Below are 26064 nucleotides of genomic sequence, written 5' to 3' on the forward strand. Positions count from 1 at the left end.
CTGTGTGAGGTGGGTCACACAGCTCGCGTCCTGACTGGGGGAGGACGGACATGCGGCGAGGGGGAACCCGTCAGTGGTCAGCCGGTGTGCTGGCCGGGGCTGTGCTGGTCGGATGCGCATCGGCGACGGCACCGCCGCCCGCCGCCGCCGCCGTCCCCGCCGGTATCGCGCTCGCCGCGGCCGCCGAACAGATCACCCTGGACCTGGTGCGACACGGTCAGTCCACCGACGACTTCCTGGGCATCCTCGGCACGCTGCCACCCGGTGCCGGGCTCACCGAGACCGGCCTACAGCAGGCCGACGCCGTCGCCCAGGCCATCCTGGCGAGCTTTCCCGACGGCATCAGCGGGGTCTACGCCTCGGAGCTTCTGCGTACCCAGCAGACCGCCGAGCCGCTGGCCGAGGCGCTGGGCATGCAGATGCAGGTGCTCAGCGGGCTCAACGAGATCGACGCCGGGATCTGGGAGGGCCAGCCGCGCGATCTGCTGACCCAGATCGGCTATTTCGCGCCCATGGCCGCGTGGGTGCTCGGGCTGGTCCTGGTGCCGCAGCTGGGTTCTGCGGCCACGCCGAACGGGGTGGTGTTCGACGAGCGGGTCACCGGCGCCATCGACACCATCTACCAGAACACCATTGCCGGCGACGGCCCCCTGACCAGCGTGGCCTATTCCAGCGGCGGCCCGATCGCGATCTGGGCGCTGATGAACGTCGAGAACCCGCCATTTCTGCTGCTGTTGCAGCAGTTGCTCGAAACACTCGGGCCGCCCCCGAATGCGGGCCAGGCCATCCTGCAGGGCAGCCCCGCCGACGGCTGGACGATGGTCAGCTGGAACGGGACGCCCGTACCGGCGACACCCGACCTGCTCACCGGACTGTTTGTCGACTTCCGTGAGCTGATCGTCGCGCCGCAGGTGGCCGCCTGGCACATCTGGGAGGCCATCGAGGGCGGCGACCCCGCCGACATCACCGCGGCGCTGCAGACCGGCTTCACCGATGTGCTCGCCGCGTTCGAAGCGTTCCCCCAGGCGGTGCTCGACACCATCGCCGGCGCGCTGGGCGGCGATACCGCCGTGGCCGCCGAGCCCTTCGACGCACTTTCCACGAGCTTCATGGGAGCGATCTGAGCGGGGGAGCGGCCAGCCGTTAGGCTGACTGACCATGACGAGTACGGACCCGACGCCGAACCCGCACGCGACCGCCGAACAGGTGGAGGCGGCTCGGCACGACAGCAAGCTCGCGCAGGTGCTCTACCACGACTGGGAAGCCGAGCAGTACGACGAGAAGTGGTCGATCTCCTATGACGAACGCTGTATCGACTATGCGCGGGGCCGCTTCGATGTGATCGTGCCCGAAGCCGAGCGGGCGGCCCTGCCTTACGAGCGGGCACTGGAGCTGGGCTGTGGCACGGGCTTCTTCCTGCTCAACCTCATGCAGTCCGGGGTGGCCCGCAAGGGATCGGTCACCGACCTGTCGCCCGGCATGGTCAAGGTCGCCACCCGCAACGGCAAGAACCTGGGCCTGGACGTCGACGGCCGGGTCGCCGATGCCGAAGGCATCCCGTATGAGGACAACACCTTCGACCTGGTCGTGGGCCACGCGGTGTTGCACCACATCCCCGACGTCGAGTTGTCGCTGCGCGAGGTGCTGCGGGTGCTCAAGCCCGGCGGGCGCTTCGTATTCGCCGGCGAGCCCACCACGGTCGGCAACTTCTACGCCCGCCGGCTCGCCGATCTGACATGGAAGACCACGGTCGCGGCGATGAAGCTGCCCGGGATGGGTTCGTGGCGCCGGCCGCAGGCCGAGCTCGACGAGAACTCGCGGGCCGCTGCCCTGGAGTGGATCGTCGACCTGCACACCTTCAAGCCGAGTGACCTCGAGCGCATGGCGACCAACGCCGGCGCCGTCGAAGTCCGCACCGCGAGCGAGGAATTCACCGCCGCCATGCTCGGGTGGCCGGTCCGCACCTTCGAGTCGACCGTCCCGCCGGGCAAGCTGGGCTGGAAGTGGGCGAAGTTCGCGTTCGGCAGTTGGACCACCCTGAGCTGGGTGGACGCCAACGTGCTCAGCCGGGTGGTGCCCAAGGGCTGGTTCTACAACCTGCTGGTCACCGGGGTCAAACCGTCCTGACAGGCGGCTTCGGCTTCACGCCGGAAGACGTCCGGTACCTGTGCTCGGAGGCCGGTGGCGCCGCCCAGGCCGAGATCGCGGGCCTTAAGCTCGGCGACGCCACCCGGATCGCCGACATCGCCGCACTGCGCCGCCGCTACGGCGACCGGACACCCGCGCTGGTCGAGACCATCCTGCTGCGCCGCCGGGCCGCCGCCAAACTGGCAGAGCTGCCGCAGACCGCCCACTGGCTGTTCACCGACGAGGCGCTGCAGCAGGCCAGCGCCGCCCCGGTCGCACGGCACCGCGCGCAACGGATCGGCGCCGCGGCGCCAGGGGCCCTCGTGCACGACGTCACCTGTTCGGTCGGCACCGAACTGGCAGCGTTGACCGAGGCGACCGATCGGGTACTGGGCAGCGACCTCGATCCGGTACGGCTGGCGATGGCGCGTCACAACGTGGGCGGGGTCGGGTTGGTGCGCGCCGACGCACTGCGGCCGGTCAGCCGAGCCACGGTGGTTCTGGCCGACCCCGGCCGGCGGGGCGGCGGGCGACGCCGCTTCGACCCGGCCGACTACCAGCCCGCGCTGGACCGGCTGCTCGAGGTCTACCGCGAACGCCACCTGGTGGTAAAGGTTGCTCCCGGAATCGATTTCACGCAGGTCCACCAACTCGGATTCGACGGCGAGATCGAAGTCACCTCGTGGCGGGCGTCGGTACGCGAAGCCTGCCTGTGGTCGCCCGGCCTGGCCGAACCCGGCGTCCGCCGCCGCGCCGTGCTCCTCGACCGGGGCGAGCAGATCACCGACACCGAAGCAGCCGACTGCGACGTGCGGCCGGCGGGACGCTGGATCATCGACCCCGACGGAGCGGTCGTGCGGGCCGGCCTGGTCCGCCAGTACGCCGCTCGCCACCGGCTGTGGCAGCTCGACCCCGACATCGCCTATCTCTCCGGTGCCGAATTGCCGGACGGCATGCGCGGATTCGAGGTCCTCGAGGAGTTGCCCTACAGCGAGAAGCGGCTGCGGCAGGCGCTCGCGGCACGCGGCTGCGGCGCGCTGGAGATTCTGGTGCGCGGTGTGCGCGACGTGCAGGCCGATCCGGACGGTCTGCGTCGCCGCTTGCGGTTGCGCGGGGACGTGCCCCTTTCGGTGGTGATCACCCGGATCGGGACCGGGCCGGCCGCCCGGGCGATTGCGTTCGTCTGCCGCCCATCGAGGTGACCGGACCGGTAGGCTGACGGCTTCGGGGCCATTCCAGCTTGCTGCGGCAAGGCGAGACAAAGCGAGACAATCCGACAATGCGCATTCTGGTGGCCGCCCTGGTGGCGGGCGGTGCAGTAGGCGGCTGGCTGGGTATGACGAACTTTCCCTCGGCGGGAGCGGTGTCGCCCTGCGCCGAACTGGGCGGCACGCTGGACTCCGGGCAGTGCCACGTGCACGCCTCCACCGCGAGCTACACCCTGGACATGCGGTTCCCGGTCGACTATCCCGACCAGCAGACCCTCACCGACTATCTGGTTCAGAACCGCGACGGGTTCTTGACCGTGGCAAAGTCGACCGGCTCGCGGGACATGCCCTACGAGATGGACGCCACGTCCGAACAGCACCGCTCGGGCCAGGGCGCCAAAGGCACCCAGAGTGTCGTGTTGAAGATCTTCCAGGACCTCGGCGGCCCGCAGGCGTCGACCTGGTATCAGGCCTTCAACTACGACTTGACGACCCGCAAGCCGATCACTTTCGAGACCCTGTTTGCGCCCAACAGCAAGCCGCTGGACACGATCTTTCCCATCGTGCAGCGCGACCTCGAACGCCAGACCGGCGTGCCGGCGATCCTGATCTCGTCGGGCTCGGGGCTCGACCCGGCGCACTACCAGAATTTCGCCATCACCAACGACGAGGTGATCTTCTACTTCTCGCCCGGCGAACTGTTGCCGATGAGCGCCGGCGCCACCTCGGTCAAAGTGCCGCGCACGGCCATTCCGCCACTGGCCGTCTAGGCAGGGGCGAAGCTGAACACCTGGCCGGCGCTGGTGGCCACCGCAACCCGCCGGTCATTGCCGACCGCCACGCCCACCGGGAAGCCGCGTGCTTCCGGCAGCGGGTAACTGTTGATCGTGTGGCCGTCGGTCGGGGCGAACACCAGCAGCGACAACCCCGCCGGGCCCAGACTGGTGCCGGCGGTCACGGTGTAGGCCACGTCGGTGGCCAGGCTCGACGAGGACAGTGGCACGGTGTCCTCGCGGCGCCACACCTGCTCGGCGTAGTCACCGCGGTCGGCGAAGGCGACCAGCTGGGTATCGGGCCCGCCGCCGGAGACGATCAGCCCACCGGGGGTCACCGCCGGCGGGGTCTGGGCCAGGAACTTCAGCGGCACGGACCATTTCGCCTTGCCGTCGTCGGCGTTGATCGCCCACAGGCGCTGGTCGCGCCCGTTGACGTACACCGTCGCGCCGTCGGCAGACAGGACGGGGCTGGCCAGGACCCCGGCCGCCACGGCGTCGCTGCTCCACTCCTGCGTGAGCAGCGGGCTGCCGCCCGGGTGGTACCGCAGGCCGACCAGCTCGGACTCCCTGGCGCCGGGCTGCCACACGCTGACCACCGCCATGTTGCTCGCCGGCGAGAAGGCCGGCGCCGCCGCGACGGGGCAGTCCGGCCGCGCGCTCGCGCAGTCGGACAGACCGCGCCGGAAATCGGTGGGGTCGATGCCGTCCACGAGGTCCAGCGGTGTTCCCACGACGTTGCCGCTGTGCGCGTCGAAAATCAGCACCTGGCCCAGGTGGGTCACCACCAGCAACAGCCCGTCACCGAGGATCCGCGGTGTCGAGGGCATGCCGATCACCGGTGCGCGCCAGCGAATCCACTGCGTCGGCGGGAACGACAGCATGGCACCCGGCTGGCCCACGTAGACGTTGTCGAAGCCGTCGATGAGCGGGCCGAAGAAGCCGCCGCCCTGATGCAGCCGGGTGCACCAGCGTTGCCGTCCGCGGTCGGCGTTCTCCCACTGCATCAGCGAGCACCCGGCCTCGGTCTGAGCGTTGAGCATCATCCAGCCGTGCGCGCCCAGCGCGGGCTGCGCTCCCAGCTCGCCCTTGACCGAGCGGATCCAGTCCAACTGCAGGTCACCGGCTCCCGCGGTAGCGGTATGGCTGCTGTTGGCGGCGTCGGCGTATTGAGCCGGCCAGCCCGGTGCGGGCGCGGCCTGCACCCAGGAATCGGTATTGGCGCAGCCTCCCAGCACGGCCGCCACCACCAGGAGTGCGATTCCGGCCAGGACACCACGTCGCCGCAACACAGTGGTAAACCCCAATCCCCGGCCGGTCAGTGAACGAGTCCAGGTGAGGGTAGCGCGTGGCGAGAACTCGCTCGCGTAGGCTTTCCGGCCATGACGACGATGTGGGGTGCTCCAATCCACAAACGCTGGCGGGGTTCGCGGCTTCGGGACCCGCGCCAGGCCAAATTCCTCACCCTGGCCTCGCTGCGCTGGGTACTGGCCAACCGGGCCTACACGCCGTGGTATCTGGTGCGGTACTGGCGGCTGCTGAAGTTCAAGCTGGCCAACCCGCACATCATCACCCGCGGCATGGTGTTCCTGGGCAAGGGCGTGGAGATCCAGGCCACCCCGGAGATGTCATACATGGAGATCGGCCGCTGGGTGCACATCGGCGACAAGAACACCATCCGGGCGCACGAGGGGTCGCTGCGGCTCGGTGACAAGGTGGTGCTGGGCCGCGACAACGTCATCAACACCTACCTCGACATCGAGCTCGGGGATTCGGTGCTGATGGCCGACTGGTGCTACGTCTGCGACTTCGACCACAAGATGGACGACATCACGGTGCCGATCAAGGACCAGGGCATCATCAAGAGTCCGGTGCGGATCGGGCCGGACACCTGGATCGCGGCCAAGGTCACCATTCTGCGCGACACCAGCGTCGGCCGTGGTTGCGTCCTGGGCGCCCACGCCGTGGTCAAAGGCGTCATCCCCGACTACTCGATCGCGGTGGGGGCGCCGGCGAAGGTGGTCAAGAACCGCAAACTGGCCTGGGAGACCTCGGCGGCCGAGCGGGCCGAGTTGGCGGCCGCGCTGGCCGACATCGAACGCAAGAAGGCCGCCCAGAGCTGAGCCTGCCCGCCGCCTGAGTCCGGCGTGTGCCCGCGTGACCGGGGGAAACCTGCGAGAATCCGGGCATGACGACACCGGCATTCTCCGATGTGTACCGAGCAAAGTACCTGCTGCTCACGACCTTCACCAAGGACGGCAAGCCCAAACCGACCCCGGTGTGGGGCGCGCCCGTCGGGGACCGGCTCTGGGTCATCACCGACGACGGATCGTGGAAAACCAAGCGGATCAAGAACACGCCGCGGGTCACCATCCAAAAGTGCGGGGTCCTGGGCAAACCCAAGGGCGAACCCGTGGAGGCGGTCGCCCGGGTGCTGCCCAAGTCCGAGACCCGGCGGGTCTATGACGCCGTCGTCAAACGGTACTGGTGGCACGCCTGGTGGTTCGTCCCGCACTCGCTGGTGCGCGGTGGGATCGACAAGGTGCACATCGGGCTGGAAATCACTCCGGCACCCGCGAGCAGCTGAGGTCGCCCGGAGTTCTCAGCCGAACTCCAGCAGTGTGTAGGCGCCCCGCAGGTTCTTCATGGGCCCCCACTGCCACAACGCCGGAAACACGGTGGCGAAGAACAGGCCCCGGCCTTTCGGCATCGGCACATCGTGCACGGCGCTGATGCCCGGCACCGTGCGGGTCAGCCCGGCGAGCTGACGCGCCGACAGGCTGAACGGCATCGGGGGCACGCGATAGTGCCGTGATGAACGCATCCCGCGCGGAGCGAGTCGCTTGACCAGGGTCGGCGGCAGATCGAAGAACATCTGACCGCCGGGGAAGCGAGCGGCGCACGCGGAGATCAGGTCGATGGCCTGACTCGGCTGCAGATACATCAGCAGACCTTCGGCGGTGAGGAAGACACCGGCGCTGGAGTCGACCTGGTCCATCCAGCTGTAGTCCAGGGCCGACTGCGCCAGGTTGGTGATGCGCGGCGACGGCGGCAGCAACTGTTCGCGTAGCCGCATCACCGGCTCCAGATCCACTGACACCCACTTGAATCGCGCATCGGGTATGGCAGCGTTCAACCGCCAGAAGCTGGTTTGGAAGCCTTCGGCAAGCGCGACAACCGTCGCGTCGGGATGTTGGCGCAGGTATGTGGTCGCGCATCGGTCGACGGCCAGCGACCGCAACGCCATCTCCTGGCCGCGACGCCCGAATTTGTCGAAGTCGAAGGCGATCGACTCGACGAGTCGTATCGCCTCGGGGTCGTCGATGATGGCCTCGGCGTGCGCGGCCTGATAGGCGCGCCCGCTGAGCGTCATCAGGGCGGTCTCGGAAACCCCGTTCAGCGCGCTGGCGTCGACTCTGGATTCTGGGCGGTCCACCGCGCCCATGGTATCGGAGAAACGGTGGGTCGGGCCTGCGGCGATCTAAGGCTGCAGTGCCGGCAGCACCCGTTCGGCCAGCAGTCGCAGGCTCTCCCAGCCCTCCTCCAGGGGCAGCCCGCCGATCAGCGGATGCACGGTCACCCCGGTCCGGCCGGCGCGACACTGCGCGATGAGCTGTTCGGGGGTCAGCAGCTCCACCTTAGCCGACGCGCGCAGCTCAGCGAGGGTGGCGGCCGGGCTTTCGTTGGGACGCGGCACGTCGGGCACCGCCCAGGAGCTGTACTCGGTCGTCTCGTGCAGGAAGTATCTGCCGCACCGGGCCCACGCCGACTCCGGGTCGGTGGTCAGATGCGTCACGGTGTTGCCGTTCTCGGGACTGAACACAAACCCCTGTTTGCCCAAGCGTGCCAGTTCATCCCGATACACCGCTTCGATCTGGGGCATCGGCATGGGCGGGGAGAACGGCAAGCCGAACCGGGCGGCGCGGCGGGCGGCCGCGGCGCTCATCCCGCCGAGAAACAACACGGGATGGGGCTTGGTGTACGGCTTGGGCGTCACGTCCAGCAGGTGGCCCTGGTAGTCGAACGGCTGGTCGCCCCACGCCTTGAGCAGCACCTCGAGGCATTCGTCCATCAGCCGGCCGCGTCGCCGGAAGTCTTTCCCGACGGCGTGGTACTCCGCCCGGCGGTAACCGATACCGGCGACGTAGCTGACCCGGCCCGCGGACAGGTGATCCAGTACCGCAATGTCTTCGGCAAGGCGCACCGGATGGTAGAGCGGCACCAACAGCGCGTTGACGCTGATGCGGATGTTGCGGGTGGCTCCGGCGACGGCGGCGGCCATCATCAGCGGCGCGGGCAGCCAGCCGGTGGCGGCCAGATGATGTTCTTCGCAGCCGATCGCGGTCACCCCGTTGGCGTCGGCGTAGGCGGCCATGTCCAGTGCCGCCCGGTAGCGTTCGGCATTGCCGGCACCGGGAACGTTGGTCATGTTCAGGCGCAGTGCACTCAGTAGCGGCATGAGCTGAGGTCACCTCCTGGGGCGCGGGCACAACGAAACGATGAATCGGGGATCAACGCGGTGCCCCGCGGTTAGCCTAGGGCCTGTGACCGGTCCGGTGAGGCAGCCCCGCGGCGTCGGCGCGCTGGCGGCAGGTGCGACGTGGGCAGCTGAATCGCCGCCGAGCGGAACGGTTTTGCACGGCGCAGCCGACCCCCAGGTGGCCGCTGTACTGCTGGCGACGCGAGACGGCGCCGCCGGCGCGCCGCAGCCCGCGGTGGGCGACGTCGTGACGCGCCGGGCAAACGCGGGCCACACGTTCCGGCAGGTGCTGGCCACCCGGCCGCCGGTCACCGGCGTTGAGGTCGACGAGTTCTCGTGCGGCAACGGGGCCGACAGGCTCGCCCTGCGCTGGTATCGCAGGGCCGGTACGGCCGGACCCGGCAGCGCGGTGCTGTACCTGCACGGCGGCGGGATGATCCTGGACTGGGCGCATGTGGGTGTGTTGTACGACGCGGCGGTACGCGGCTATGTCGCTGCCTCCGGAGTGCCGATGCTGGTGGTGGATTACCGTGTCGCCCCGGAGTTCCCGCATCCGACTCCGCTGCAGGACTGCTACGCGGCACTGTGCTGGCTGCGCGAGCACGCCCGCGAGCTGGGCGTAGACCCGGCCCGGCTGGCGGTGATGGGGGACAGCGCGGGCGGCGGACTGGCCGCGGGTGTGAGCATGCTGGCCCGGGACCGGGGCGGACCGGCGATCGCCGCCCAGCTGTTGGTCTACCCGATGCTCGACGACCGGACCCGTGATGGCGGCGCGCCGGGCCCAGCCCTGTGCACCTGGAGCTACCAGGACAACGCCACGGGCTGGGCGGCGCTGCTGGGCGAGCGCGCCGCCGACGGCTATGCCGCACCGGCCCGTGCGGACCAGCTGGGCGGCCTACCGCCGACCTACATCGATGTGGGCGGGCTGGACATCTTCGCCGCTGAGGACCTCGCCTTTGCCCACCGGTTGCTGGTCGCGGGCGTCGGAGTCGAAGCGCATGTCTACCCCGGCTGCCCCCACGCGTTCGACCTGCTGGCGCCCGATGCCGACGTGTCGAAACGCGTTGTCGCGCATCGGCTGAGGTATCTGGGTTCGCTGTAGTCGCGGGACACAGCCCGTGACGCCGACGCTGCGGCGCTGGTGGGTCTACCGGTCGGGCAGCGCGTGTTCGATGATCGGCCGGCGGGGCTGCGGCTCGCGTTCGCGGCGCTTGGCCGCCAGGTACACCTGGGCCGTCTCCTCGGCGACGGTGTGCCAGTCGAAGTCGGAGCTGAGCCGTTCCCGGGCCGCCACGGCGCGACGTTGAGCCGCCGCGGGGTCATCGAGCACGCGGCACACCGCGGCGGCGAGGGCCGGTACGTCGCGCGGCGGGCAGGACACGCCGGTCTCGCCGTCGATCACCGCCTCGCCCAGTCCGCCGACGTCGGCTACCACCAGGGGAGTGCCGGCGGCGGCGGCCTCGAGTGCCGCCAGGCCGAACGGCTCGTAGTGGCTGGGCAGCGCGGCCACATCGGCCCGGTGCAGCAGTTTCAGCAACTCGTCATGGTCGACCCGGCCGATGAACCGGGTTGCCTTGAGCACCCGGTTCTTTCGGGCGCACTCGACCAGCCAGTCCTGCTGGGTGCCGTCGCCCGCGATGGTCAACGTGGTGCCCGGGTGAGCGCGCCGGATCCGGGGCAGGGCCGCGATGATGTCGTGGACGCCCTTCTCGTATTCGAGACGCCCGACGAACAACAGCTCGGGGGGGCCGTTGCGCGGCTGTCGTTGGGCGAAAGGCCAACGCGCGGCGTCGATTCCATTGCGGATCACGGTGGTCTCGGCGAGCCCGGGACCGAACAGGTCGGTGATCTCATCACGCATCGACGCCGAACAGGTGATCAGCGAATCGGATTCGCGGACCAGCCACGACTCCACCGCGTGCACCTGGCGGCTCAACGCTCCCGATACCCAGCCGGAGTGCCGTCCGGCCTCGGTGGCATGGATGGTGGAAACCAGCGGGACGTCATAGAACTCGGCGAGGGTGATCGCCGGATGTGCCACCAGCCAGTCGTGGGCGTGCACCAGATCGGGACGCCACACGCTTTGGCCGCCGTCGATCTTCAGCGCCAGTCCGGGGCGGACCATCGAATGGCCCATCGCCAGCGTCCAGGCCATCATGTCGGTGCCGAAGGAGAACTCGTGGGGGTCCTGCGCGGCGGCGACCACTCGCACGCCCTCGCTGATCTCATCCGAGGACGGGTGCGTGCTCGGGTCGGTGCCGTCGGGGCGCCGGCACAGCACGACCACGTCGTGTCCGGCTGCGGCCAGCGCGGTCGACAGGTGATGAACATGGCGACCCAGTCCGCCGATCACCACCGGCGGGTATTCCCACGACACCATCAGGATCTTCACGTGGCGGGTCCGTTCTTATGGGTCGGGCGGAGGCAGCGGCGGTCGTAGTCCCGGCGTTTAGGGCGCGCGCAGATACGCGCGCCGTAGGTGGCGCGGGGGCTCACCGTGGCAGCCTACGGGCATCGAGGGCGCCGAACAGGCCGTCGGCCCGATTCCAGCCGTCGGCCAGGCGTGCGGCGGTGTCCCGGTGCCCGCCGGCCAGGGCGTCGGCGATCTCCCGGGTGGCGTGCGCATGCAACTGCGCGCGGTAGCGGGCGTAGTCGGCCGCGGAGTCCTTGCTGACCATGAACGGCCAGTCGCTGGACACCGTCAGCAGGGCCTCACGCAGGATCTGGTCGGCGACCCGGTCGCGCGGAGTGGGTCCAGACGGCGTCGCCGACTGTGCCAGTGCCTTGTCTACGGCGCCCAGGGCGGTCTCGGTCACCTCGGCGTTGAGCTGCACCAAGTCGGAGACCTTCTCGCCGGCCCACACCCGCCAATCCTTGCCCGAGCCCCACGAACTGGGCGGCAGTTCCACCGGCTGACCGACGAAGCCGGCGCTGATCGCGTCCGAGAGGGTGCCGACGCGGATGCCTGCTTCCGGCAGGGCTCGCAGCACCCGGCCCAGCCAGGTCGGTCCCTCATACCACCAGTGGCCGAACAGCTCGGTGTCGAAGGCCGCGACCACATGCGCCGGCCGTCCGATCCGTTGCGACTCCGCCTGCAGCCGCTTGCGGACCACCGAGACGAAGTCGGCGACGTGGGCGTCGATCGCGGCGTCGGCGCGCTGCGGGTCATACGGTGCCTTCTGCTCGGGCGCGACGTTGCGGCCCGTCACGCGGGACGGCTTCAGGCCGGTGCGGTGGTCGTAGGTGTGGAAATCGCGGTAGGCCTCATGTCCGGGATAGCCGGACTTCGGCGACCACACCCGGTAGCTGACCGACAGGTCACGGCCGAACGCGATCACGCCGGAGTCGCCCACCGGCCGGCCCAGCGTGGTGTCGCCGTGCAGCGACGGGCCGTCGACCATGAAGTGCGTGACGCCTGCAGCCGCGTACTCGGTCTCCAGGCCGGGGGTGTAGGCGCACTCCGGAGCCCAGATGCCGGTGGGCGTATGGGCCAGCCGGGCCTGGGCGTCGGCCAGGCCCTCCCGCAGCGCGAACTGGCGCAGCCGGGGCGCCAGCAGCGGCTGGAACGGGTGGGCGAGCGGACCGCCGAGCAGTTCCACCGTTTCGGCCTGCACCAACTCGCGAAACAGCGGGCTGGCGCCGTGGCGCCACAGCAACCCGAACTCCTCGAGGGCCTGCTCGGCGGCGGCGCATTCCCGCAGCCCGAAGGGGCGGATGTCGGGCAGGGTCGTGGCCTGGGTGGCGCGCAGCTGCCAGTTCGCCAGCCAGTGGTGCATCCCGTCCAGGCAGTAGGGATCGTCGAGTTGGGCGGCGACCACCGGTGTCACACCGAGCGTGAGGAGGTTGCGCCGGCCTTCGGCGGCCAGGGTCCGCAGGACCCGGATCAACGGCAGGTACGCCGCCGACCAGGACTGGTAGAGCCATTCCTCGCCGACCGGCCAGCGGCCGTGGTGTGCCAGCCAGGGCAGATGGGTGTGCAGCACCAGGGTGAACAGGCCCGGTACCGAGCCGCCGGGCTGCTGACGCGGTCCCGGCTTCGCCTCGCCTCCGCCGGCCGTGGGGCCGACTCCGGCGAGCCTTGCCGAACCGCTCGATTCCTCGCTCACGGGCGCACCGCGATCGCCACCAGATCCAGGCTGTCATCGATATCCGGGCTGTCGCGGTCCGCAGCATTCACGATGTCGAAGTCGTCGCTGGTGACTGCGGCGACATCGGCCAGTAACTCCGGCGGCCACGGCGCGTCGGCGACCGCCCGGGCGATCTGGGCGTCGATGATCGAGCCGCCGTGGCGGGCGTCCATCTCGGCTAGCGCCGGTCCGTGAAAGACCCCGTACATGCCGTCCATGACGAAGCCTCCCTCGAGCAGCAGTTCGGTCAGCTCGGCGGCGTTGAGTTCGCGGGTGTGGAAGGGGTTGATCGGGGTGTCGCGGCCGGGGGAGAAGGTGATTCGGTTGGGGGTGGAGATCATCAGCAGGCCGCCGGGCCGCAGCACCCGGGCGCATTCGGCGATGAACTGCCCCTGGTCCCACAGGTGCTCGATGACCTGGAAGTTGACCACGACATCCACGGCGGCATCGGGCAGCGGCAACTCGGCGAGGTTGCCCTGGACGGCTTCTACGCGCGGGTAGCGGGCCCGTACGTGGGCCACCGCCGCGTCGTCGTAATCCACGCCGATCACCCGCTGGGCCACGCCCGCGATCAGGTCGGCGCCGTAGCCCTCGCCGAAGCCGGCCTCCAGGACTTCAAGGCCGCGGCACCGGGGCGCCAGCTGCTGGTACACCACCTCGTGTCGCCGGAACCAGTAGTTCTCGACGTCGAGTCCGGGGATGGTGCGTTCCCCGGTCAGCGTCAGTGTGCTGTCGCTGAGCGGCGTGCCGGTGGGGTCTCCGGCGGGATTCGTAGATTTCATCGCACAGGCAGGCTAACGCGAAGGGCGCGGTCTACGAACCGGCTACCCCGCACTGGCATTATCACGACCCGCTACGCTGTACACGCGAACCGCATTAAGTTACCGGTGAGTAACATTTCTCGTGCGGCTGCGTGAATCGCTACCGAAGTCTTGTGGCCCGCCGCAGGACCCCTTCGAGGAGGACGAACCACACTCATGACGAACATCGTGGTCCTGATCAAACAGGTCCCAGACACCTGGTCGGAGCGCAAACTCAGCGACGGTGACTTCACGCTGGACCGTGAGGCTGCCGACGCCGTACTCGACGAGATCAACGAGCGCGCCGTCGAAGAGGCGTTGCAGATCCGGGAGGCCGAAGGCGCCGAAGGCACGGTCACGGTCCTGACGGCCGGCCCCGAGCGGGCGACCGAGGCGATCCGTAAGGCGCTGTCGATGGGCGCCGACAAGGCTGTGCACATCCTTGACGACGGCATGAAGGGTTCTGACGTCATCCAGACCGGCTGGGCGCTGGCGCGTGCCCTGGGTGCCATCGAGGGCACCGAGCTGGTCATCGCCGGTAACGAGTCGACCGACGGCGCCGGTGGCGCGGTTCCGGCGATCATCGCCGAGTACCTGGGCCTGCCCCAGCTGACCCACCTGCGCAAGCTGACCGTCGAGGGCGGCAAGATCACCGGCGAGCGCGAGACCGACGACGGCGTGTTCACCCTGGAGGCCTCGCTGCCGGCCGTGGTGAGCGTCAACGAGAAGATCAACGAGCCGCGCTTCCCCTCCTTCAAGGGCATCATGGCCGCCAAGAAGAAGGAAGTCACCGTGCTCACCCTGGCCGAGATCGGCGTCGAAGCCGACGAGGTCGGTCTGGCCAACGCCGGTTGCAAGGTGACCGCTTCGACCCCGAAGCCGCCGAAGACCGCCGGCGAGAAGGTGACCGACGAGGGCGACGGCGGCAGCAAGATCGCCGAGTACCTGGTCGGCCAGAAGATCATCTAAGCGCTCCCCGGACCTGGAAGAAGACGGAAGAAATAGACATGGCTGAAGTACTTGTGCTCGTTGAGCACGCTGATGGAGCGCTGAAGAAGGTCAGCTCCGAACTGATCACCGCCGCGCGTGAGCTCGGCGAACCGTCTGCCGTCGTCGTCGGTGCCCCCGGCACCGCCGCCCCGCTGGTGGACGGCCTGAAGGCGGCGGGCGCCGCCAAGATCTACGTCGCCGAGTCCGACGTGGTGGACAGCTACCTGGTCACCCCGATCGTCGACGTGCTCGCCGGGCTGGCGGAGTCGGCCGCCCCGGCGGCGGTGCTGATCGCCGCCAACGCCGAGGGCAAGGAGGTCGGCGGACGGCTGGCGGCCCGGATCGGTTCGGCTCTGCTGGTCGACGTGGTCGACGTCAAGCCCGGCGCCAAGGTGGTGCACTCGATCTTCGGTGGTGCCTACACCGTCGACGCCGAGCCCACCGGCGAACTCCCGGTCATCACCGTGCGGGCGGGTGCCGTCGAGCCGGTGCCGGCCGACGGTGCGGGCGAGCAGGTCAACGTCGAGGTTCCCGCGCCGGCCGAGAACGCCACCAAGATCACCTCGCGGGAGCCGGCCGTGGCCGGTGACCGGCCGGAGCTCACCGAGGCCCCCATCGTGGTCGCCGGTGGTCGCGGTGTGGGCAGCGCGGAGAGCTTCTCGGTGGTCGAGGAGCTGGCCGACTCGCTCGGTGCCGCCGTCGGCGCCTCGCGTGCCGCGGTCGACTCGGGCTACTACCCGGGTCAGTTCCAGATCGGTCAGACCGGTAAGACGGTTTCGCCGCAGCTCTACATCGCCCTGGGTATCTCCGGTGCCATCCAGCACCGGGCCGGTATGCAGACGTCCAAGACCATTGTCGTGGTCAACAAGGACGAGGAAGCGCCGATCTTCGAGATCGCCGACTACGGCATCGTCGGCGACCTGTTCAAGGTCGCTCCGCAGCTGACCGAGGCGGTCAAGGCCCGCAAGGGTTAGATTTCCTCTGTGTGAGCAGTCGGCAGAGCCCCCGCACGCCTGGCGTGTCGGGGGCTTTGCCGTTTCTGCGAGGGCGCGACGCCCAGTGCCGGCAGCTGCGCGAGATGCTCGATGCCGCGCGCGCCGGTCGTAGCCAGGTGCTGGTCCTGCGGGGCGAGGCCGGGATCGGCAAGACCGCCCTGATGGACTACCTGGCCGGCGCCGCGACGGATTTCCAGGTGATCCGCGCCGCCGGGGTGGAGTCCGACATGGAGCTGGCGTTCGCCGGGCTGCAGCAACTGTGTGCCCCGCTGATCGACCAGGCCGGCCTACTGCCCGAACCGCAGCGCGAGGCGCTGGCCATTGCCTTCGGCACCAGCAGTGGGGCCGCACCCGACCGGTTTCTGGTAGGGCTCGCGGTGCTGGGGCTGCTCGCCGGAGTCGCCGGCCGCAAGCCGCTGCTGTGCCTGGTCGACGACGCCCAGTGGCTCGACCGCGTCTCGGTGCAGGCGCTGGGCTTCGTGGCGCGCCGACTGCTGGCCGAACCCGTGGTGCTGGTGTGCGCGTTGCGGGAGCCCGTCGAGGGCCTGACGGGGTTGCCCAAGCTGATGTTGCGCGGCCTGGCCGAATCGGATGCCCGTGCGCTGCTGGAATCAGCGCTGCCGGGCCGGATCGACGCCCGGGTCGCCGACCGCATGGTCGCCGAGACGCACGGCAACCCGCTGGCGCTGGTGGAACTGCCACGGGGACTGTCTGCAGCCGAGCTGGCCGGCGGGTACTACCGCCCGGACGTGGTGCCGGTGGCCGGGCAGATCGAAAGCCACTATCTGGCGCGGATTCGCGCGCTGCCCGACGCCACCCAACGGCTGATGCTGATCGCCGCCGCCGAACCGCTGGGGGATGCGACCCTGCTGCCGGCGGCCGCCCGGGCGCTGGGCCTGGCTGCCACGGCAATGGCCCCGGCCGAGGAAGCCGGCCTGATCGAGGTGGGTGCGCGGGTGCGGTTCCGGCATCCCTTGGTGCGCTCGGCGATCTACCGTGCGGCAGGCCTGCAGGACCGCCGCGACGCCCACCGCGCGCTGGCGCAGGCCACCGACCCCGAGCACGACCCCGACCGGCGGGCCTGGCATCGCGCCCTTGCGGCAGCCGGCCCCGACGAAGCGGTCGCCGTGGAGCTGGGCCGCTGCGCCGACCGGGCGGCGCAGCGCGGCGGCGCCGCCGCCGCGGCGGCCTTCCTGGCCCGCGCCGCCGAACTCAGCCCGGAACCGCTGCGGCGCGGATCCCGCGCACTCGATGCCGCCGAAGCCAAGATCGCGGTGGCCGAATTCGATGTCGCCGGCGAACTGCTGGCCGTCGCCGAGCTGGCGCCGCTGGACGAGTTGCAACGCGCACGGCTGGCGCGGATGCGCGCGCAACTGGCGTTCACCCGGGGCCGGGGCAGTGGGCACGCTCCCACCATTCTGGACTCTGTGCACCAATTCTTCAGGGCAGCAAGTCATTTGGAGTCACTGGACGCCGAAATGGCCCAGCAGACCCTCCTGGAGGCGGTCAGCGCGGCGATGTACGCCGGCCGGGCTTTCGGCGACCACGTACGCGGGCAAACCGCGGCGGCGCTGGCCGCCGGATCGCAGAATCTCCCGCACCGGCCGGCCGATCTGTTGCTGCGGGCCCTGACCACCAGAATCAGCGCAGGTGTCCAGGCCGGCCGCGCACCGCTGCGTGCGGCGGTGGCGGCGCTCACCCCGCAAACCTGGTCCTGGCAGGCGTTTCCGGTCGGCTACGAAGCCGCGGTGCACGACTTGTGGGACGACGAGTCCTGGTATCGAATCGCCACCGACGCCGTGCGCGTGGCCACCGACACCGGCGCACTGGCCATGCTGCCCACCGCGTTGGCCACCCGGGCCGGAGTGCATGTGCTGTCCGGTGAGTTCGCTGCCGCGCGGGCGCTGATCGCCGACGCCGAGGCGCTTTCGGCGGCCGCCGGCCACACGCCGGTGCGCTATCACGCGCTGGTGCTGGCCGCCTGGACGGGCGACGAGGCGGAGGCCACCGCGCTGATCGAGGCTGCGGCGCGCAGCGGGGCGGCGCGCGGGGAGGGCCGGATCATCGCGCTGATCGGCTACGCGTCCGCGGTGCTCTACAACGGGCTGGGCCGCTATCGGCCGGCATGCGAGAAGCTGCGTCATGCCCTGGAATACGAAGATCTGGGCCTTTACGGGATGAACCTGGCCGAGCTGGTGGAGGCGGCAGTCCGGGCGGGCGAGCCGGAACTGGCGGCCCAGGCCCTGGCGCAGCTGCAGGACCGCGCCACGGTCAGCGGAACGGACTGGGGGCTGGGCGTGCTGGCCCGCTCCTGTGCGCTGGTGCATGACGGGCCGACCGCCGAGGAGCATTACCGCGAGGCCGTCGAGCGGCTGGGGCGCACCCGGATCGCCGTGGACCTGGCCCGCGCGCACCTGCTGTACGGGGAATGGCTTCGCCGGGAGAAGCGGCGCACCGACGCTCGCGCTGCGCTGCGGATCGCCCACGACATGTTCAGCGGGTTCGGCGCCCAGGCCTTCGCGCAGCGCAGCCGCCGCGAACTGCTTGCGCTGGGGGACAAGGCCGGCCCCCGGACCGCGGCCGCCGGAGAGGTCCTGACGCCGCAGGAAGGCCAGATCGCCGACCTGGCGGCTGCGGGCCTGACGAACGTCGAGATCGCCGCGCAGCTGTTCATCAGTGCGCACACCGTCGAATGGCACCTGCGCAAGGTCTTCGCGAAGCTGGGCATCCGCTCACGCCGGGAGCTGCGAGACACCGCCACGCACCGCTGAGCGCAGACTACGGACTTTCCGGGGTTCCCCCATCCGCCCCACGGTGCCAGGGTCGAGGTATCGAACCGTACGGGAAGGGGTGTGGTGGGGATGAAGATCACTGTGATGGGTGCCAGCGGCCAGATCGGCACCAAAGTCGTCGACCTGCTGCGCGCCGCCGGCCACGAGACGGTGGCCGCGGCCCGCAGCTGCGGGGTCGACGTCGTCACCGGAGACGGCCTCGCCGAGGCCTTGTCGGGCGCCGACGTGCTGGTGGACGTGCTGAACTCGCCGGACTACGCCGACGGCCCGGTGCTGGAGTTCTTCACGACCTCCACCACCAACCTGGTGGGCGCGGCCACCGCGGCCGACGTCGGCCACTACGTTGTGCTGTCCATCGTCAACTGCGACGGCCTGCCCGACAGCGGCTACATGCGCGCCAAGGTCGCCCAGGAACGCATCGTCGCCGAGTCCGGCCTGCCCTACACCATTGTTCGCGCCACGCAGTTCCACGAGTTCGCCGACGGCATCGTCTCCTCGATCACGGTGGACGGACAGATCCGGGCGCCCGAAGGCCTGATCCAGCCGATCGCCGGTGCCGAGGTGGCTGCCGAAGTGGCCCGGGCCGCTCAAGCCGCGCCCACGGACGGGATCGTCAACATCGGCGGTCCTGAGAAGTTCACCTTCGCCGAGCTGGCCGCCCTCGTCCTGGACCACCGCGGCGAGCAGCTCCCGATCGTGGTCGACTCGTCCGCGGTCTACTTCGGCACCAAGGTCGGTGACACCGGCCTGGTCACCGGCGACGGCGCCACCCTGGCCCCAACCCGGCTGGTCGACTGGCAGGCGTCCCGGTGAGCGAACTGGCGGGGCAGACGGCGCTGGTGACCGGCGGTACCTCGGGCATCGGCCTGGAGGCCGCGCGGCTGCTGGCACGCCACGGCGCCGAGGTGATCATCACCGGCCGTTCGGCTGCCCGTGGTGCCGCCGCCGTGGAGGAACTCGGCGGCGCGGTGCGTTTCGTGGCCGCCGATCTCTCCGACCTCGACTCGGTGGCATCCCTGGTGCGCGAATGCGGCGACGTCGTCGACATCGTGGTGAACAACGCCGCCAGCTTTCCCGGCGCGCTGACCGTGGAGCAGGACGTCGCATCGTTCACCTCGACGTTCGACACCAACGTGCGCGGTGCCTATTTCCTGGTCGCCGCGCTGGCGCCGGGCATGTTGCGCCGCGGGCGCGGCAGCATCGTCAACGTCACCAGCATGGTCGCCCACAAGGGCGTGCCCGGTGCGTCGAGCTACAGCGCCTCCAAAGCCGCGTTGGAGTCCCTGACCCGCACCTGGGCCGCCGAATTCGGCCCGCACGGCGTGCGGGTCAACAGCGTTGCGCCGGGGCCCACCGCCACCGCGGGGGTCGCCGCGCAGTGGGGCGACGTCAATGACGAACTGGGTCGGGCGCTGCCCCTGGGGCGCACCGCGCGCGCTGCGGAGATCGCCGAAGCCGTGCTGTTCCTCGCCTCGCCGCGATCCAGCTTCATCACCGGATCGACACTTCATGCCGACGGCGGCGGAGTCGCCGCCTGACGCACAATTCGTCACCAAGCGTGCACCGAGATGTCATGCGGTGATTGCCTGGTCGCAGCTTGGCTAGGCGACCGTGCTCGGTGTGAGCACTGGTTCTGTTCTCATCGCCCCCCAACCCGCAACCGATTCCCCTTCCTCTGGTACCAACAGCCCGCGTTACTCGCTGCTGTTGTCCACCGATCCCGACATGATCGACGCCGCGCAGCGACTGCGCTACGAGGTCTTCAGCACCGAGCCCGGCTTCTGTCTGAGCGATTCCGGGCAGCCCCACCCCGGCCGCGACGCCGACCACTTCGATGAGTACTGCGACCACCTGCTGGTACGCGACGACGATTCCGGTGAGCTCGTGGGCTGCTACCGGATGCTTCCGCCCACCCGCGCCATCGCCGCTGGAGGCCTTTACAGCGCAATGGAATTCGACATCTCGGCGCTGGACCCGCTACGTCCCTCCCTGGTCGAGATGGGGCGCGCCGTAGTCCGGCCGGGCCACCGCAGCGGCGCGGTGGTGCTGCTGATGTGGGCCGGGATCCTGGCCTACCTGGACCGCTACCAGTACGACTACATCACCGGTTGCGTCTCGGTTCCGGTGTGCGGCGAAGGCGCCCCCGGCTCTGCGATCCGCGGTGTGCGCGACCTCGTTCGGCGACGGCACGCCTGTCCCTACCGGCTCACCCCGTATCGGCCGGTGACGGTCGACGGCAAGAGCCTCGACGAGATCGCGCCGCCGGCGCGCCCGACCCTGCCCCCGCTGCTGCGCGGCTACCTGCGCCTGGGGGCGCGCATCTGCGGTGAGCCGGCCCACGACCCGGCCTTCGGGGTCGGTGACTTCCCGGCCCTGCTGCGCCGCACCGACGCCGACATCCGCTACCTGCGGCGGCTGAGGTCGGTGGCCGCCGCATCGGTGGTATCCGGGGCCGACGCGGCCGTCCCGGCGTGAACCCGCCGGCCGGAAACGCCTGGGCTCCCCGGGCGGTCTGCACGCCGCGGTGCATCCGCGCGGGTGAGCGGCGCGCATGGGCGGTGGTGGTCCTGCGGCTGGTGCTGGCGGTGCTGCTGGTGCCACTGCTGCCGCTGTTGGCGCTGCCGGTGCCCGGGCGCGCCCGGCTGCAGCGGGGCTGCTGCCGGTTGGTGTTGCGCTGCTTCGGGGTGCGGGTGACCACGACCGGTGGGCCGGTACGCAACCTGCGCGGGATATTGGTGGTCAGCCCGCACGTGTCCTGGCTGGACGTGTTCGTGATCGGTGCGGTGTCGCCGGGGAACTTCGTCGCACGCGCCGACCTGATCGGCTGGCCCGGAATCGGGACGCTGGCACAGCTGATGCGAATCATCCCCATCGAGCGCGACAACCTGCGCCGGTTACCGGTGGCGGTGGCCGCGGTGGCGGCCCGGTTGCGCGCCGGGAGCACGGTGGTGGCCTTCCCCGAGGGGACCACCTGGTGCGGGCGCTCCCATGGCCGGTTCTATCCGGCGATGTTCCAGGCCGCCGTCGACGCGGCCCGGCCCGTCCAGCCCCTGCAGCTGAGCTACCACCATCGCGACGGCTCGCCGTCGAGCGTGCCGGCCTTCGTCGGCGACGACACCCTGCTGGCCTCGATGCGCCGGTTGATCACCGCACGACGCACCGTCGCCCGCGTGCACGTCGCCGCCCTGCAACTGCCGGGCACCGACCGGCGTGAGCTGGCCGCCCGTTGCCAGGCGGCGGTGGACTGGCCCGTGCGGCACTGCCGGCGATCCCGCATCGTGTGCTGAACGGCGCAGCCGCCCGCCGCAGCGCCGGGGCGGCTGCTGGTGCCCGGTATCCTGGCCAGGTCATGGTCTATCTGGATCACGCCGCCACCACCCCGATGCATCCGCAAGCCATCGAGGCGATGACAGCTGCGCTGGCAACGGTGGGAAACGCCTCGTCGCTGCACGCGGCGGGACGCGCAGCGCGACGCCGGATGGAGGAGTCCCGCGAATCGGTCGCCGCACGGCTGGGCGCACGCCCGTCGGAGGTGGTGTTCACCGGAGGTGGCACCGACGGCGACAACCTGGCCGTCAAGGGCATCTACTGGGCCCGTCGCGATGCCGACGCCCGTCGGCGCCGCATCATCACCACCGAGGTAGAGCACCACGCGGTGCTGGATTCGGTGGGGTGGCTCGCCGATCATGAAGGCGCCGAGATCACCTGGTTGCCCACTGATCGCGACGGGTCGGTGTCGCCGGACGCGCTGCGCGCCGAACTGGCCGCCGGAGGGGCCGACGACGTCGCCCTGGTATCGGTGATGTGGGCCAACAACGAAGTCGGAACGGTGCTGCCGATCGCCGAACTGGCATCGGTCGCAGGCGAGTTCGGGGTGCCGATGCACTCCGACGCGGTGCAGGCCGTCGGGCAGCTTCCGGTCGATTTCGGTGCCAGCGGCTTGGCGGCCATGAGCCTGACGGCCCACAAGTTCGGCGGACCGTGTGGGACCGGCGCATTGCTGATCCGTCGTGACGTGAGCTGCGTCCCGTTGACGCACGGCGGGGGACAGGAGCGCGACATCCGTTCTGGCACACCCGATGTGGCGGGAGCGGTAGGCATGACGGCGGCGCTCGATGTAGCCGTCGGCTCGCTGGAGGCCACCGCGGCGCGGCTTGCCGCGTTGCGCGATCGGCTCATCGACGGGGTGCTCTCCCGCATCGACAACACCCGCCTCAACGGGTCCCGGAGCCACCGGCTGCCCGGTAACGCGCACTTCACCTTCGCCGGCTGCGAAGGCGACTCCCTGCTGATGTTGCTGGACGCCAACGGCATCGAATGCTCCACCGGATCGGCGTGCACCGCGGGTGTCCCGCAGCCGTCGCACGTGCTGACCGCTATGGGCGCCGACGCGGTCGCCGCCCGCGGATCGCTGCGACTGTCACTGGGGCACACCAGCGTCGACGGCGATGTGGATGCCGTGCTGCAGGTGCTGCCGGGCGCGGTGGAGCGGGCCCGCCAGGCGATGCTCGCGGCCACCGGAGCGCCGCGATGAAAGTGGTCGCCGCCATGAGCGGCGGCGTGGACTCCTCGGTGGCGGCGGCGCGCATGGTCGATGCCGGGCATGAGGTGGTCGGCGTGCATCTGGCCCTGTCGCGCAACCCCGGCACCCTGCGCACGGGCTCCCGAGGCTGCTGCTCGCGCGAAGACTCCGACGACGCCCGCAGGGTCGCCGACGTCCTGGGAATCCCGTTCTATGTGTGGGATTTCTCCGAGCAGTTCCAAGACGAGGTGATCGACGACTTCGTCGACTCCTACGCCCGCGGCGAGACCCCCAACCCGTGCGTGCGCTGCAACGAGAAGATCAAGTTCTCCGCGGTGGCGGCCCGAGCGCTCGCACTCGGTTTCGACATGGTGGCCACCGGTCACTACGCCCGGCTCGACAACGGGCGGCTGCGGCGCGCGGTGGACCCCGACAAGGACCAGTCTTATGTGCTGGCGGTGCTGAGCGCCGAACAACTCCGGCACGCGGCCTTTCCCATCGGGGACACTCCCAAGCCGCAGATTCGGGCCGAAGCCGCCGAACGCGGACTGGCGGTGGCGAGCAAGCCCGACAGCCACGACATCTGCTTCATTCCGACCGGCGACACCCGCACCTTCCTGGGCGGCCACATCGGCGTGCGGCCCGGCGCGGTGGTGGACACCCGGGGATCGGTGCTGGCCGAACACGACGGGGTGCACGGCTTCACCATCGGCCAGCGCAAGGGCCTGGGCATCGCCGGGCCGGGGCCGGACGGTCTGCCGCGCTACGTGACCGGCATCGACGCCGCGACCGGAACCGTCACCGTGGGGTCTGCCGCAGACCTGGACGTGGTGGAGTTGACCGGCCGGGCGCCGGTGTTCACCGCGGGCAGGCCGTGGCACGGCCCCGTCGAATGCGAGGTGCAGGTGCGCTCCCACGGCGCCGCCGTCGGCGCGGTGGCCGAACTGGTCGGCGACGACCTGCGGGTGCGGTTGCGCGAGCCGTTGCGCGGTGTCGCGCGCGGCCAGACGCTGGCCTGCTATCGCCCCGACCCCGCGGGCGACGAGGTGATCGCCAGCGCCACCATCACCGACACCAGCGCATAGCACCAGGCGTGGGCGTCGGGCGTGGCGAACGCCGGCGCGGTCAGCCCGGGATGCCGGAGGCCATGTTCGTCACCACCAGTTCGGCGTCGGACTCGGTAAACCCGCAGTAGGTGACCTCCAGCAAGACCACCGACTTGATCCGGTAAGTCCGACCGCAGTCTCCGGCGCCGGTACGCAGGGTCTGCCCGTCGGTTTCCCAGTTTCTGACCAAGCCCGGCCCGGCCGAACTGTCGGCGCACTCGGCGACCGTGGCGACCAGGGCGTCGAGAGCGTGACGGGCCGACTCGGCGTCGGGGTAGACGGCCGCGCCCTCGGAGAGCAGCGCCGCCCGGGGCGGGTATTGGTAGGTGGTCTTGTGGAAGCGGGTCGGCGCGGACCCGAACACCGCGGTCTCGTTGAAGATGAACCGGCACGGCGGAGGCAGGGACGCGGCGAATCCTTCGAGGTCGGTCGGGGTGCGCGAATCCATGGTGGGGATGACCGTCAGTTGCTCGTCGACGCCGACGAGGGCTCTGATCCGGGACGTCTCGAGCAGGATGCGGTTCAGGTCCACCGGGCCGTCGACCGTCGGCAATGCCAGCGGGGGGAGCGCCGTCCCGGTCACCAGCCGGGTACAGCCGACCAGCACGGCGGCAACGGCGCACAACGGCAACCACCGCGAGGTCTTCACCCCGTCAAGGCTAGCCCGCCGTGGACCGGGCCACCGCCCTTCAATACGGTTGCCCAGTGAGTGCTTTCGCCACCGGTACCGGACTGGGGTCGTGGCCGGGAACCTCGGCGCGTTCGGCGGCCGAGGTTGTGGTCGGGGAGCTGGGCGGCGGCCTGGCACACCTGGTCGAGCTGCCGGAACGCGGCGCCGGCGCCGACATGATCGGCCGGACCGGCGCGCTGCTGGTCGACATCGCACTGGACACCGCGCCCCGCGGTTATCGGCTGGTGGCGCGCCCCGGCGCGGCGAGCCGGCGTGCGGTGAGCCTGCTGGGCGAGGACATCGACGCCCTCGAAGAGGCCTGGGAGCTGGCCGGGCTGCGCGGCAGCGGGCACCCCGTCAAGGTTCAGGCGGCGGGTCCGCTGACCCTGGCGGCGCAGCTGGAGCTGGCCAACGGGCACCGTGCGGTCACCGACCCCGGCGCGGTTCGGGATCTGGCCGCATCGCTGGCCGAGGGGCTGGCGGCGCACCGGGCAGATCTGGTCCGCCGGCTCGACACCGAGGTAATCGTCCAGCTCGATGAGCCTTCCCTGACCGCAGCGGTCGCCGGCCGGCTGGCCGGGGTCACCGCGCTGAGCCCGGTGCCCGCCATCGAGGAATCGGTGGCCACCACGCTGCTCGACGGCTGCGCCGCAGCCCTGCAAGCGGACGTGCTGGTGCACAGTTGCGCATCCGATCTTGCATGGAATGTATTGCAGCGCAGCGCGATTACGGCCCTGGCGCTGGACTGCACCGCGCTGGAATCGGTTGACTACGACCAGATCGGCGCATTCATCGACTCCGGCCGCACAGTGGTGATGGGGGTGGTACCCGGGCTCGCCCCGGCGCGATCACCCGCCGTGGAGGAACTGGCGTCGGCGGTGGCGGCGATCACCGACCGGATCGGATTCGGCCGCTCGATACTGGCCGAGCGGGTCGGGGTCAGCCCGGTCTGCGGTCTGGCCGGTGCCAGCGCGGCGTGGGCGCGCACCGCGGTCGGGCTGGTGCGCAAGGTGGGCGAGGCGCTCAAGGACGACCCCGACGCCATTTAGCCGCGCCGTGCCCGAACGCATGCCGCGGTCAGGGTCCGTCCAGACACCGGATCAACCGCTGCGGCGCAGTCAGCCGAAACGAGGCGTCGACCAGTTCGCCGACTTCGTCCCAATCCACCGCGGCGGCGTCGAAATCCATTCCCAGCCAGCCGAACGGACCCAGGTACATCGGGAAGAAGAATCGCCGGTCCTGCTCCAGCGCGCGCCGCTCCGACTCGTCGATCTTGACCAGCAGCGCGTGCGGATAAGCCACCACCGTGCCGGTGGCCTTGCTGGTGCCCCCGTAGATCGCGAACATCTTGGGGGCGCAGAACACCGGGCGGCCCCAGGAGACCTTCTCGAACGCTTCGGGAAAGCCCAGCGCGATGCTGCGCAGCTCTGCCAGGCCGGGGTCATCGTCGGCGAACATGATCGGGTGTGGCATG

Annotated in this window: 25 protein-coding genes; 17 read left to right on the top strand and 8 right to left on the bottom strand. The window is 70.3% G+C overall.

Features of this window, described 5'->3' with window-relative positions; translation table 11 throughout:
• Positions 1-50 precede the first annotated feature (50 nt).
• The 4 genes from AWC02_RS19655 (at position 51) to AWC02_RS19670 (ending at position 4105) form a co-directional block, all read left to right on the top strand.
• Positions 51-1124, top strand: a complete 1074-nt coding sequence (locus AWC02_RS19655; RefSeq protein ID WP_085130386.1) for a histidine phosphatase family protein — start codon at positions 51-53, stop codon at positions 1122-1124.
• A 34-nt stretch (positions 1125-1158) separates the two neighbouring features.
• Positions 1159-2127 carry a class I SAM-dependent methyltransferase gene (locus tag AWC02_RS19660; protein WP_085130388.1) on the top strand — a complete coding sequence of 323 codons (969 nt, stop codon included), beginning with the start codon at positions 1159-1161 and terminating at the stop codon, positions 2125-2127.
• The gene (locus tag AWC02_RS19665; protein ID WP_165757945.1) at positions 2124-3329 is read left to right on the top strand and encodes a THUMP-like domain-containing protein; all 1206 of its coding nucleotides are present in this window, start codon (positions 2124-2126) and stop codon (positions 3327-3329) included. Before AWC02_RS19660 ends, AWC02_RS19665 begins: the two co-directional genes overlap by 4 nt.
• A gap of 77 nt (positions 3330-3406) precedes the next feature.
• Entirely contained in the window at positions 3407-4105 is a 699-nt protein-coding gene (locus AWC02_RS19670; RefSeq protein ID WP_085130390.1) for an esterase, read from the top strand.
• On the opposite strand, the gene AWC02_RS19675 is transcribed toward AWC02_RS19670, so the two are convergent.
• The gene (locus tag AWC02_RS19675) at positions 4102-5361 is read right to left on the bottom strand and encodes an outer membrane protein assembly factor BamB (RefSeq protein ID WP_085130779.1); all 1260 of its coding nucleotides are present in this window, start codon (positions 5359-5361) and stop codon (positions 4102-4104) included. The two genes, AWC02_RS19670 and AWC02_RS19675, sit on opposite strands and share 4 nt — an antisense overlap.
• Positions 5362-5490: 129 nt before the next feature.
• Here AWC02_RS19675 and AWC02_RS19680 point away from each other — a divergent pair, with 129 nt between their 5' ends.
• Both AWC02_RS19680 and AWC02_RS19685 read left to right on the top strand, forming a co-directional pair.
• Positions 5491-6231 (top strand): acyltransferase, encoded by a 741-nt coding sequence (locus AWC02_RS19680; RefSeq protein ID WP_046318352.1) that lies wholly within the window; start codon positions 5491-5493, stop codon positions 6229-6231.
• A gap of 65 nt (positions 6232-6296) precedes the next feature.
• Entirely contained in the window at positions 6297-6695 is a 399-nt protein-coding gene (locus AWC02_RS19685; RefSeq protein WP_085130392.1) for a PPOX class F420-dependent oxidoreductase, read from the top strand.
• Positions 6696-6710: 15 nt separating this feature from the next.
• Here AWC02_RS19685 and AWC02_RS19690 read toward each other — a convergent pair whose 3' ends face one another.
• Positions 6711-7553 carry a class I SAM-dependent methyltransferase gene (locus AWC02_RS19690; RefSeq protein WP_085130394.1) on the bottom strand — a complete coding sequence of 281 codons (843 nt, stop codon included), beginning with the start codon at positions 7551-7553 and terminating at the stop codon, positions 6711-6713.
• Between the two features lie 36 nt (positions 7554-7589).
• A complete protein-coding gene (locus tag AWC02_RS19695; protein ID WP_085130396.1) occupies positions 7590-8567 on the bottom strand; it encodes an LLM class flavin-dependent oxidoreductase in 978 nt (325 codons plus the stop codon).
• A gap of 85 nt (positions 8568-8652) precedes the next feature.
• On the opposite strand from AWC02_RS19695, the gene AWC02_RS19700 reads away from it, so the two are divergent.
• A complete protein-coding gene (locus AWC02_RS19700) occupies positions 8653-9690 on the top strand; it encodes an alpha/beta hydrolase (protein ID WP_336385682.1) in 1038 nt (345 codons plus the stop codon).
• Positions 9691-9735: 45 nt separating this feature from the next.
• On the opposite strand, the gene AWC02_RS19705 is transcribed toward AWC02_RS19700, so the two are convergent.
• The 3 genes from AWC02_RS19705 to AWC02_RS19715 form a co-directional block, all read right to left on the bottom strand.
• Positions 9736-10980, bottom strand: a complete 1245-nt coding sequence (locus tag AWC02_RS19705; RefSeq protein WP_085130400.1) for a glycosyltransferase family 4 protein — start codon at positions 10978-10980, stop codon at positions 9736-9738.
• 100 nt (positions 10981-11080) lie between these two features.
• Positions 11081-12583, bottom strand: coding sequence for a 1,4-alpha-glucan branching protein domain-containing protein (locus tag AWC02_RS19710; protein ID WP_085130781.1), 1503 nt, complete (start codon positions 12581-12583; stop codon positions 11081-11083).
• A 107-nt stretch (positions 12584-12690) separates the two neighbouring features.
• The gene (locus AWC02_RS19715; protein ID WP_085130402.1) at positions 12691-13497 is read right to left on the bottom strand and encodes a methyltransferase domain-containing protein; all 807 of its coding nucleotides are present in this window, start codon (positions 13495-13497) and stop codon (positions 12691-12693) included.
• Between the two features lie 195 nt (positions 13498-13692).
• Here AWC02_RS19715 and AWC02_RS19720 point away from each other — a divergent pair, with 195 nt between their 5' ends.
• From AWC02_RS19720 to mnmA, 9 genes are all read left to right on the top strand, one after another.
• Positions 13693-14484, top strand: coding sequence for an electron transfer flavoprotein subunit beta/FixA family protein (locus AWC02_RS19720; protein WP_085130404.1), 792 nt, complete (start codon positions 13693-13695; stop codon positions 14482-14484).
• A gap of 38 nt (positions 14485-14522) precedes the next feature.
• Positions 14523-15479 (top strand): electron transfer flavoprotein subunit alpha/FixB family protein, encoded by a 957-nt coding sequence (locus AWC02_RS19725; protein WP_085130406.1) that lies wholly within the window; start codon positions 14523-14525, stop codon positions 15477-15479.
• Between the two features lie 11 nt (positions 15480-15490).
• Positions 15491-18271, top strand: a complete 2781-nt coding sequence (locus tag AWC02_RS19730; protein WP_272818994.1) for an ATP-binding protein — start codon at positions 15491-15493, stop codon at positions 18269-18271.
• Between the two features lie 90 nt (positions 18272-18361).
• A complete protein-coding gene (locus AWC02_RS19735) occupies positions 18362-19105 on the top strand; it encodes an SDR family oxidoreductase (RefSeq protein ID WP_085130408.1) in 744 nt (247 codons plus the stop codon).
• The gene (locus AWC02_RS19740; protein WP_085130410.1) at positions 19102-19830 is read left to right on the top strand and encodes an SDR family NAD(P)-dependent oxidoreductase; all 729 of its coding nucleotides are present in this window, start codon (positions 19102-19104) and stop codon (positions 19828-19830) included. Before AWC02_RS19735 ends, AWC02_RS19740 begins: the two co-directional genes overlap by 4 nt.
• A gap of 82 nt (positions 19831-19912) precedes the next feature.
• Positions 19913-20767, top strand: a complete 855-nt coding sequence (locus tag AWC02_RS19745) for a GNAT family N-acetyltransferase (RefSeq protein WP_085130412.1) — start codon at positions 19913-19915, stop codon at positions 20765-20767.
• Positions 20764-21579 carry a lysophospholipid acyltransferase family protein gene (locus tag AWC02_RS19750; RefSeq protein ID WP_085130414.1) on the top strand — a complete coding sequence of 272 codons (816 nt, stop codon included), beginning with the start codon at positions 20764-20766 and terminating at the stop codon, positions 21577-21579. Before AWC02_RS19745 ends, AWC02_RS19750 begins: the two co-directional genes overlap by 4 nt.
• 62 nt (positions 21580-21641) lie before the next feature.
• Positions 21642-22826 (top strand): cysteine desulfurase family protein, encoded by a 1185-nt coding sequence (locus tag AWC02_RS19755; RefSeq protein WP_085130785.1) that lies wholly within the window; start codon positions 21642-21644, stop codon positions 22824-22826.
• Positions 22823-23899: a tRNA 2-thiouridine(34) synthase MnmA gene (mnmA, locus tag AWC02_RS19760; RefSeq protein ID WP_085130416.1), complete on the top strand. Its 1077-nt coding sequence runs from the start codon at positions 22823-22825 to the stop codon at positions 23897-23899. The genes AWC02_RS19755 and mnmA overlap by 4 nt, the downstream gene beginning before the upstream one ends.
• A gap of 40 nt (positions 23900-23939) precedes the next feature.
• On the opposite strand, the gene AWC02_RS19765 is transcribed toward mnmA, so the two are convergent.
• On the bottom strand, positions 23940-24569 hold the full coding sequence (locus AWC02_RS19765) for a sensor domain-containing protein (protein WP_085130417.1): 630 nt from the start codon (positions 24567-24569) through the stop codon (positions 23940-23942).
• Positions 24570-24625: 56 nt separating this feature from the next.
• Between AWC02_RS19765 and AWC02_RS19770 the strand changes: the two genes are divergently transcribed.
• A complete protein-coding gene (locus AWC02_RS19770; RefSeq protein WP_085130419.1) occupies positions 24626-25639 on the top strand; it encodes a uroporphyrinogen decarboxylase/cobalamine-independent methonine synthase family protein in 1014 nt (337 codons plus the stop codon).
• A gap of 28 nt (positions 25640-25667) precedes the next feature.
• Here the strand turns inward: AWC02_RS19770 and AWC02_RS19775 are convergent, their stop codons facing one another.
• Positions 25668-26063 carry an MmcQ/YjbR family DNA-binding protein gene (locus AWC02_RS19775; RefSeq protein ID WP_085130421.1) on the bottom strand — a complete coding sequence of 132 codons (396 nt, stop codon included), beginning with the start codon at positions 26061-26063 and terminating at the stop codon, positions 25668-25670.
• Position 26064: the final 1 nt, after the last annotated feature.

The organism is Mycolicibacter engbaekii (genome assembly GCF_002101585.1).
GTDB lineage: Bacteria > Actinomycetota > Actinomycetes > Mycobacteriales > Mycobacteriaceae > Mycobacterium > Mycobacterium engbaekii.

Coding starts and splice junctions, on each gene's coding strand:
- AWC02_RS19655 (WP_085130386.1), top strand. CDS start 51: ATGCGGCGAGGGGGAACCCGTCAGTGGTCAGCCGGTGTGCTGGCCGGG.
- AWC02_RS19725 (WP_085130406.1), top strand. CDS start 14,523: ATGGCTGAAGTACTTGTGCTCGTTGAGCACGCTGATGGAGCGCTGAAG.
- AWC02_RS19715 (WP_085130402.1), bottom strand. CDS start 13,497: ATGAAATCTACGAATCCCGCCGGAGACCCCACCGGCACGCCGCTCAGC.
- AWC02_RS19685 (WP_085130392.1), top strand. CDS start 6,297: ATGACGACACCGGCATTCTCCGATGTGTACCGAGCAAAGTACCTGCTG.
- AWC02_RS19695 (WP_085130396.1), bottom strand. CDS start 8,567: ATGCCGCTACTGAGTGCACTGCGCCTGAACATGACCAACGTTCCCGGT.
- AWC02_RS19775 (WP_085130421.1), bottom strand. CDS start 26,063: ATGCCACACCCGATCATGTTCGCCGACGATGACCCCGGCCTGGCAGAG.
- mnmA (WP_085130416.1), top strand. CDS start 22,823: ATGAAAGTGGTCGCCGCCATGAGCGGCGGCGTGGACTCCTCGGTGGCG.
- AWC02_RS19720 (WP_085130404.1), top strand. CDS start 13,693: ATGACGAACATCGTGGTCCTGATCAAACAGGTCCCAGACACCTGGTCG.
- AWC02_RS19755 (WP_085130785.1), top strand. CDS start 21,642: ATGGTCTATCTGGATCACGCCGCCACCACCCCGATGCATCCGCAAGCC.
- AWC02_RS19660 (WP_085130388.1), top strand. CDS start 1,159: ATGACGAGTACGGACCCGACGCCGAACCCGCACGCGACCGCCGAACAG.
- AWC02_RS19690 (WP_085130394.1), bottom strand. CDS start 7,553: ATGGGCGCGGTGGACCGCCCAGAATCCAGAGTCGACGCCAGCGCGCTG.
- AWC02_RS19680 (WP_046318352.1), top strand. CDS start 5,491: ATGACGACGATGTGGGGTGCTCCAATCCACAAACGCTGGCGGGGTTCG.
- AWC02_RS19670 (WP_085130390.1), top strand. CDS start 3,407: ATGCGCATTCTGGTGGCCGCCCTGGTGGCGGGCGGTGCAGTAGGCGGC.
- AWC02_RS19735 (WP_085130408.1), top strand. CDS start 18,362: ATGAAGATCACTGTGATGGGTGCCAGCGGCCAGATCGGCACCAAAGTC.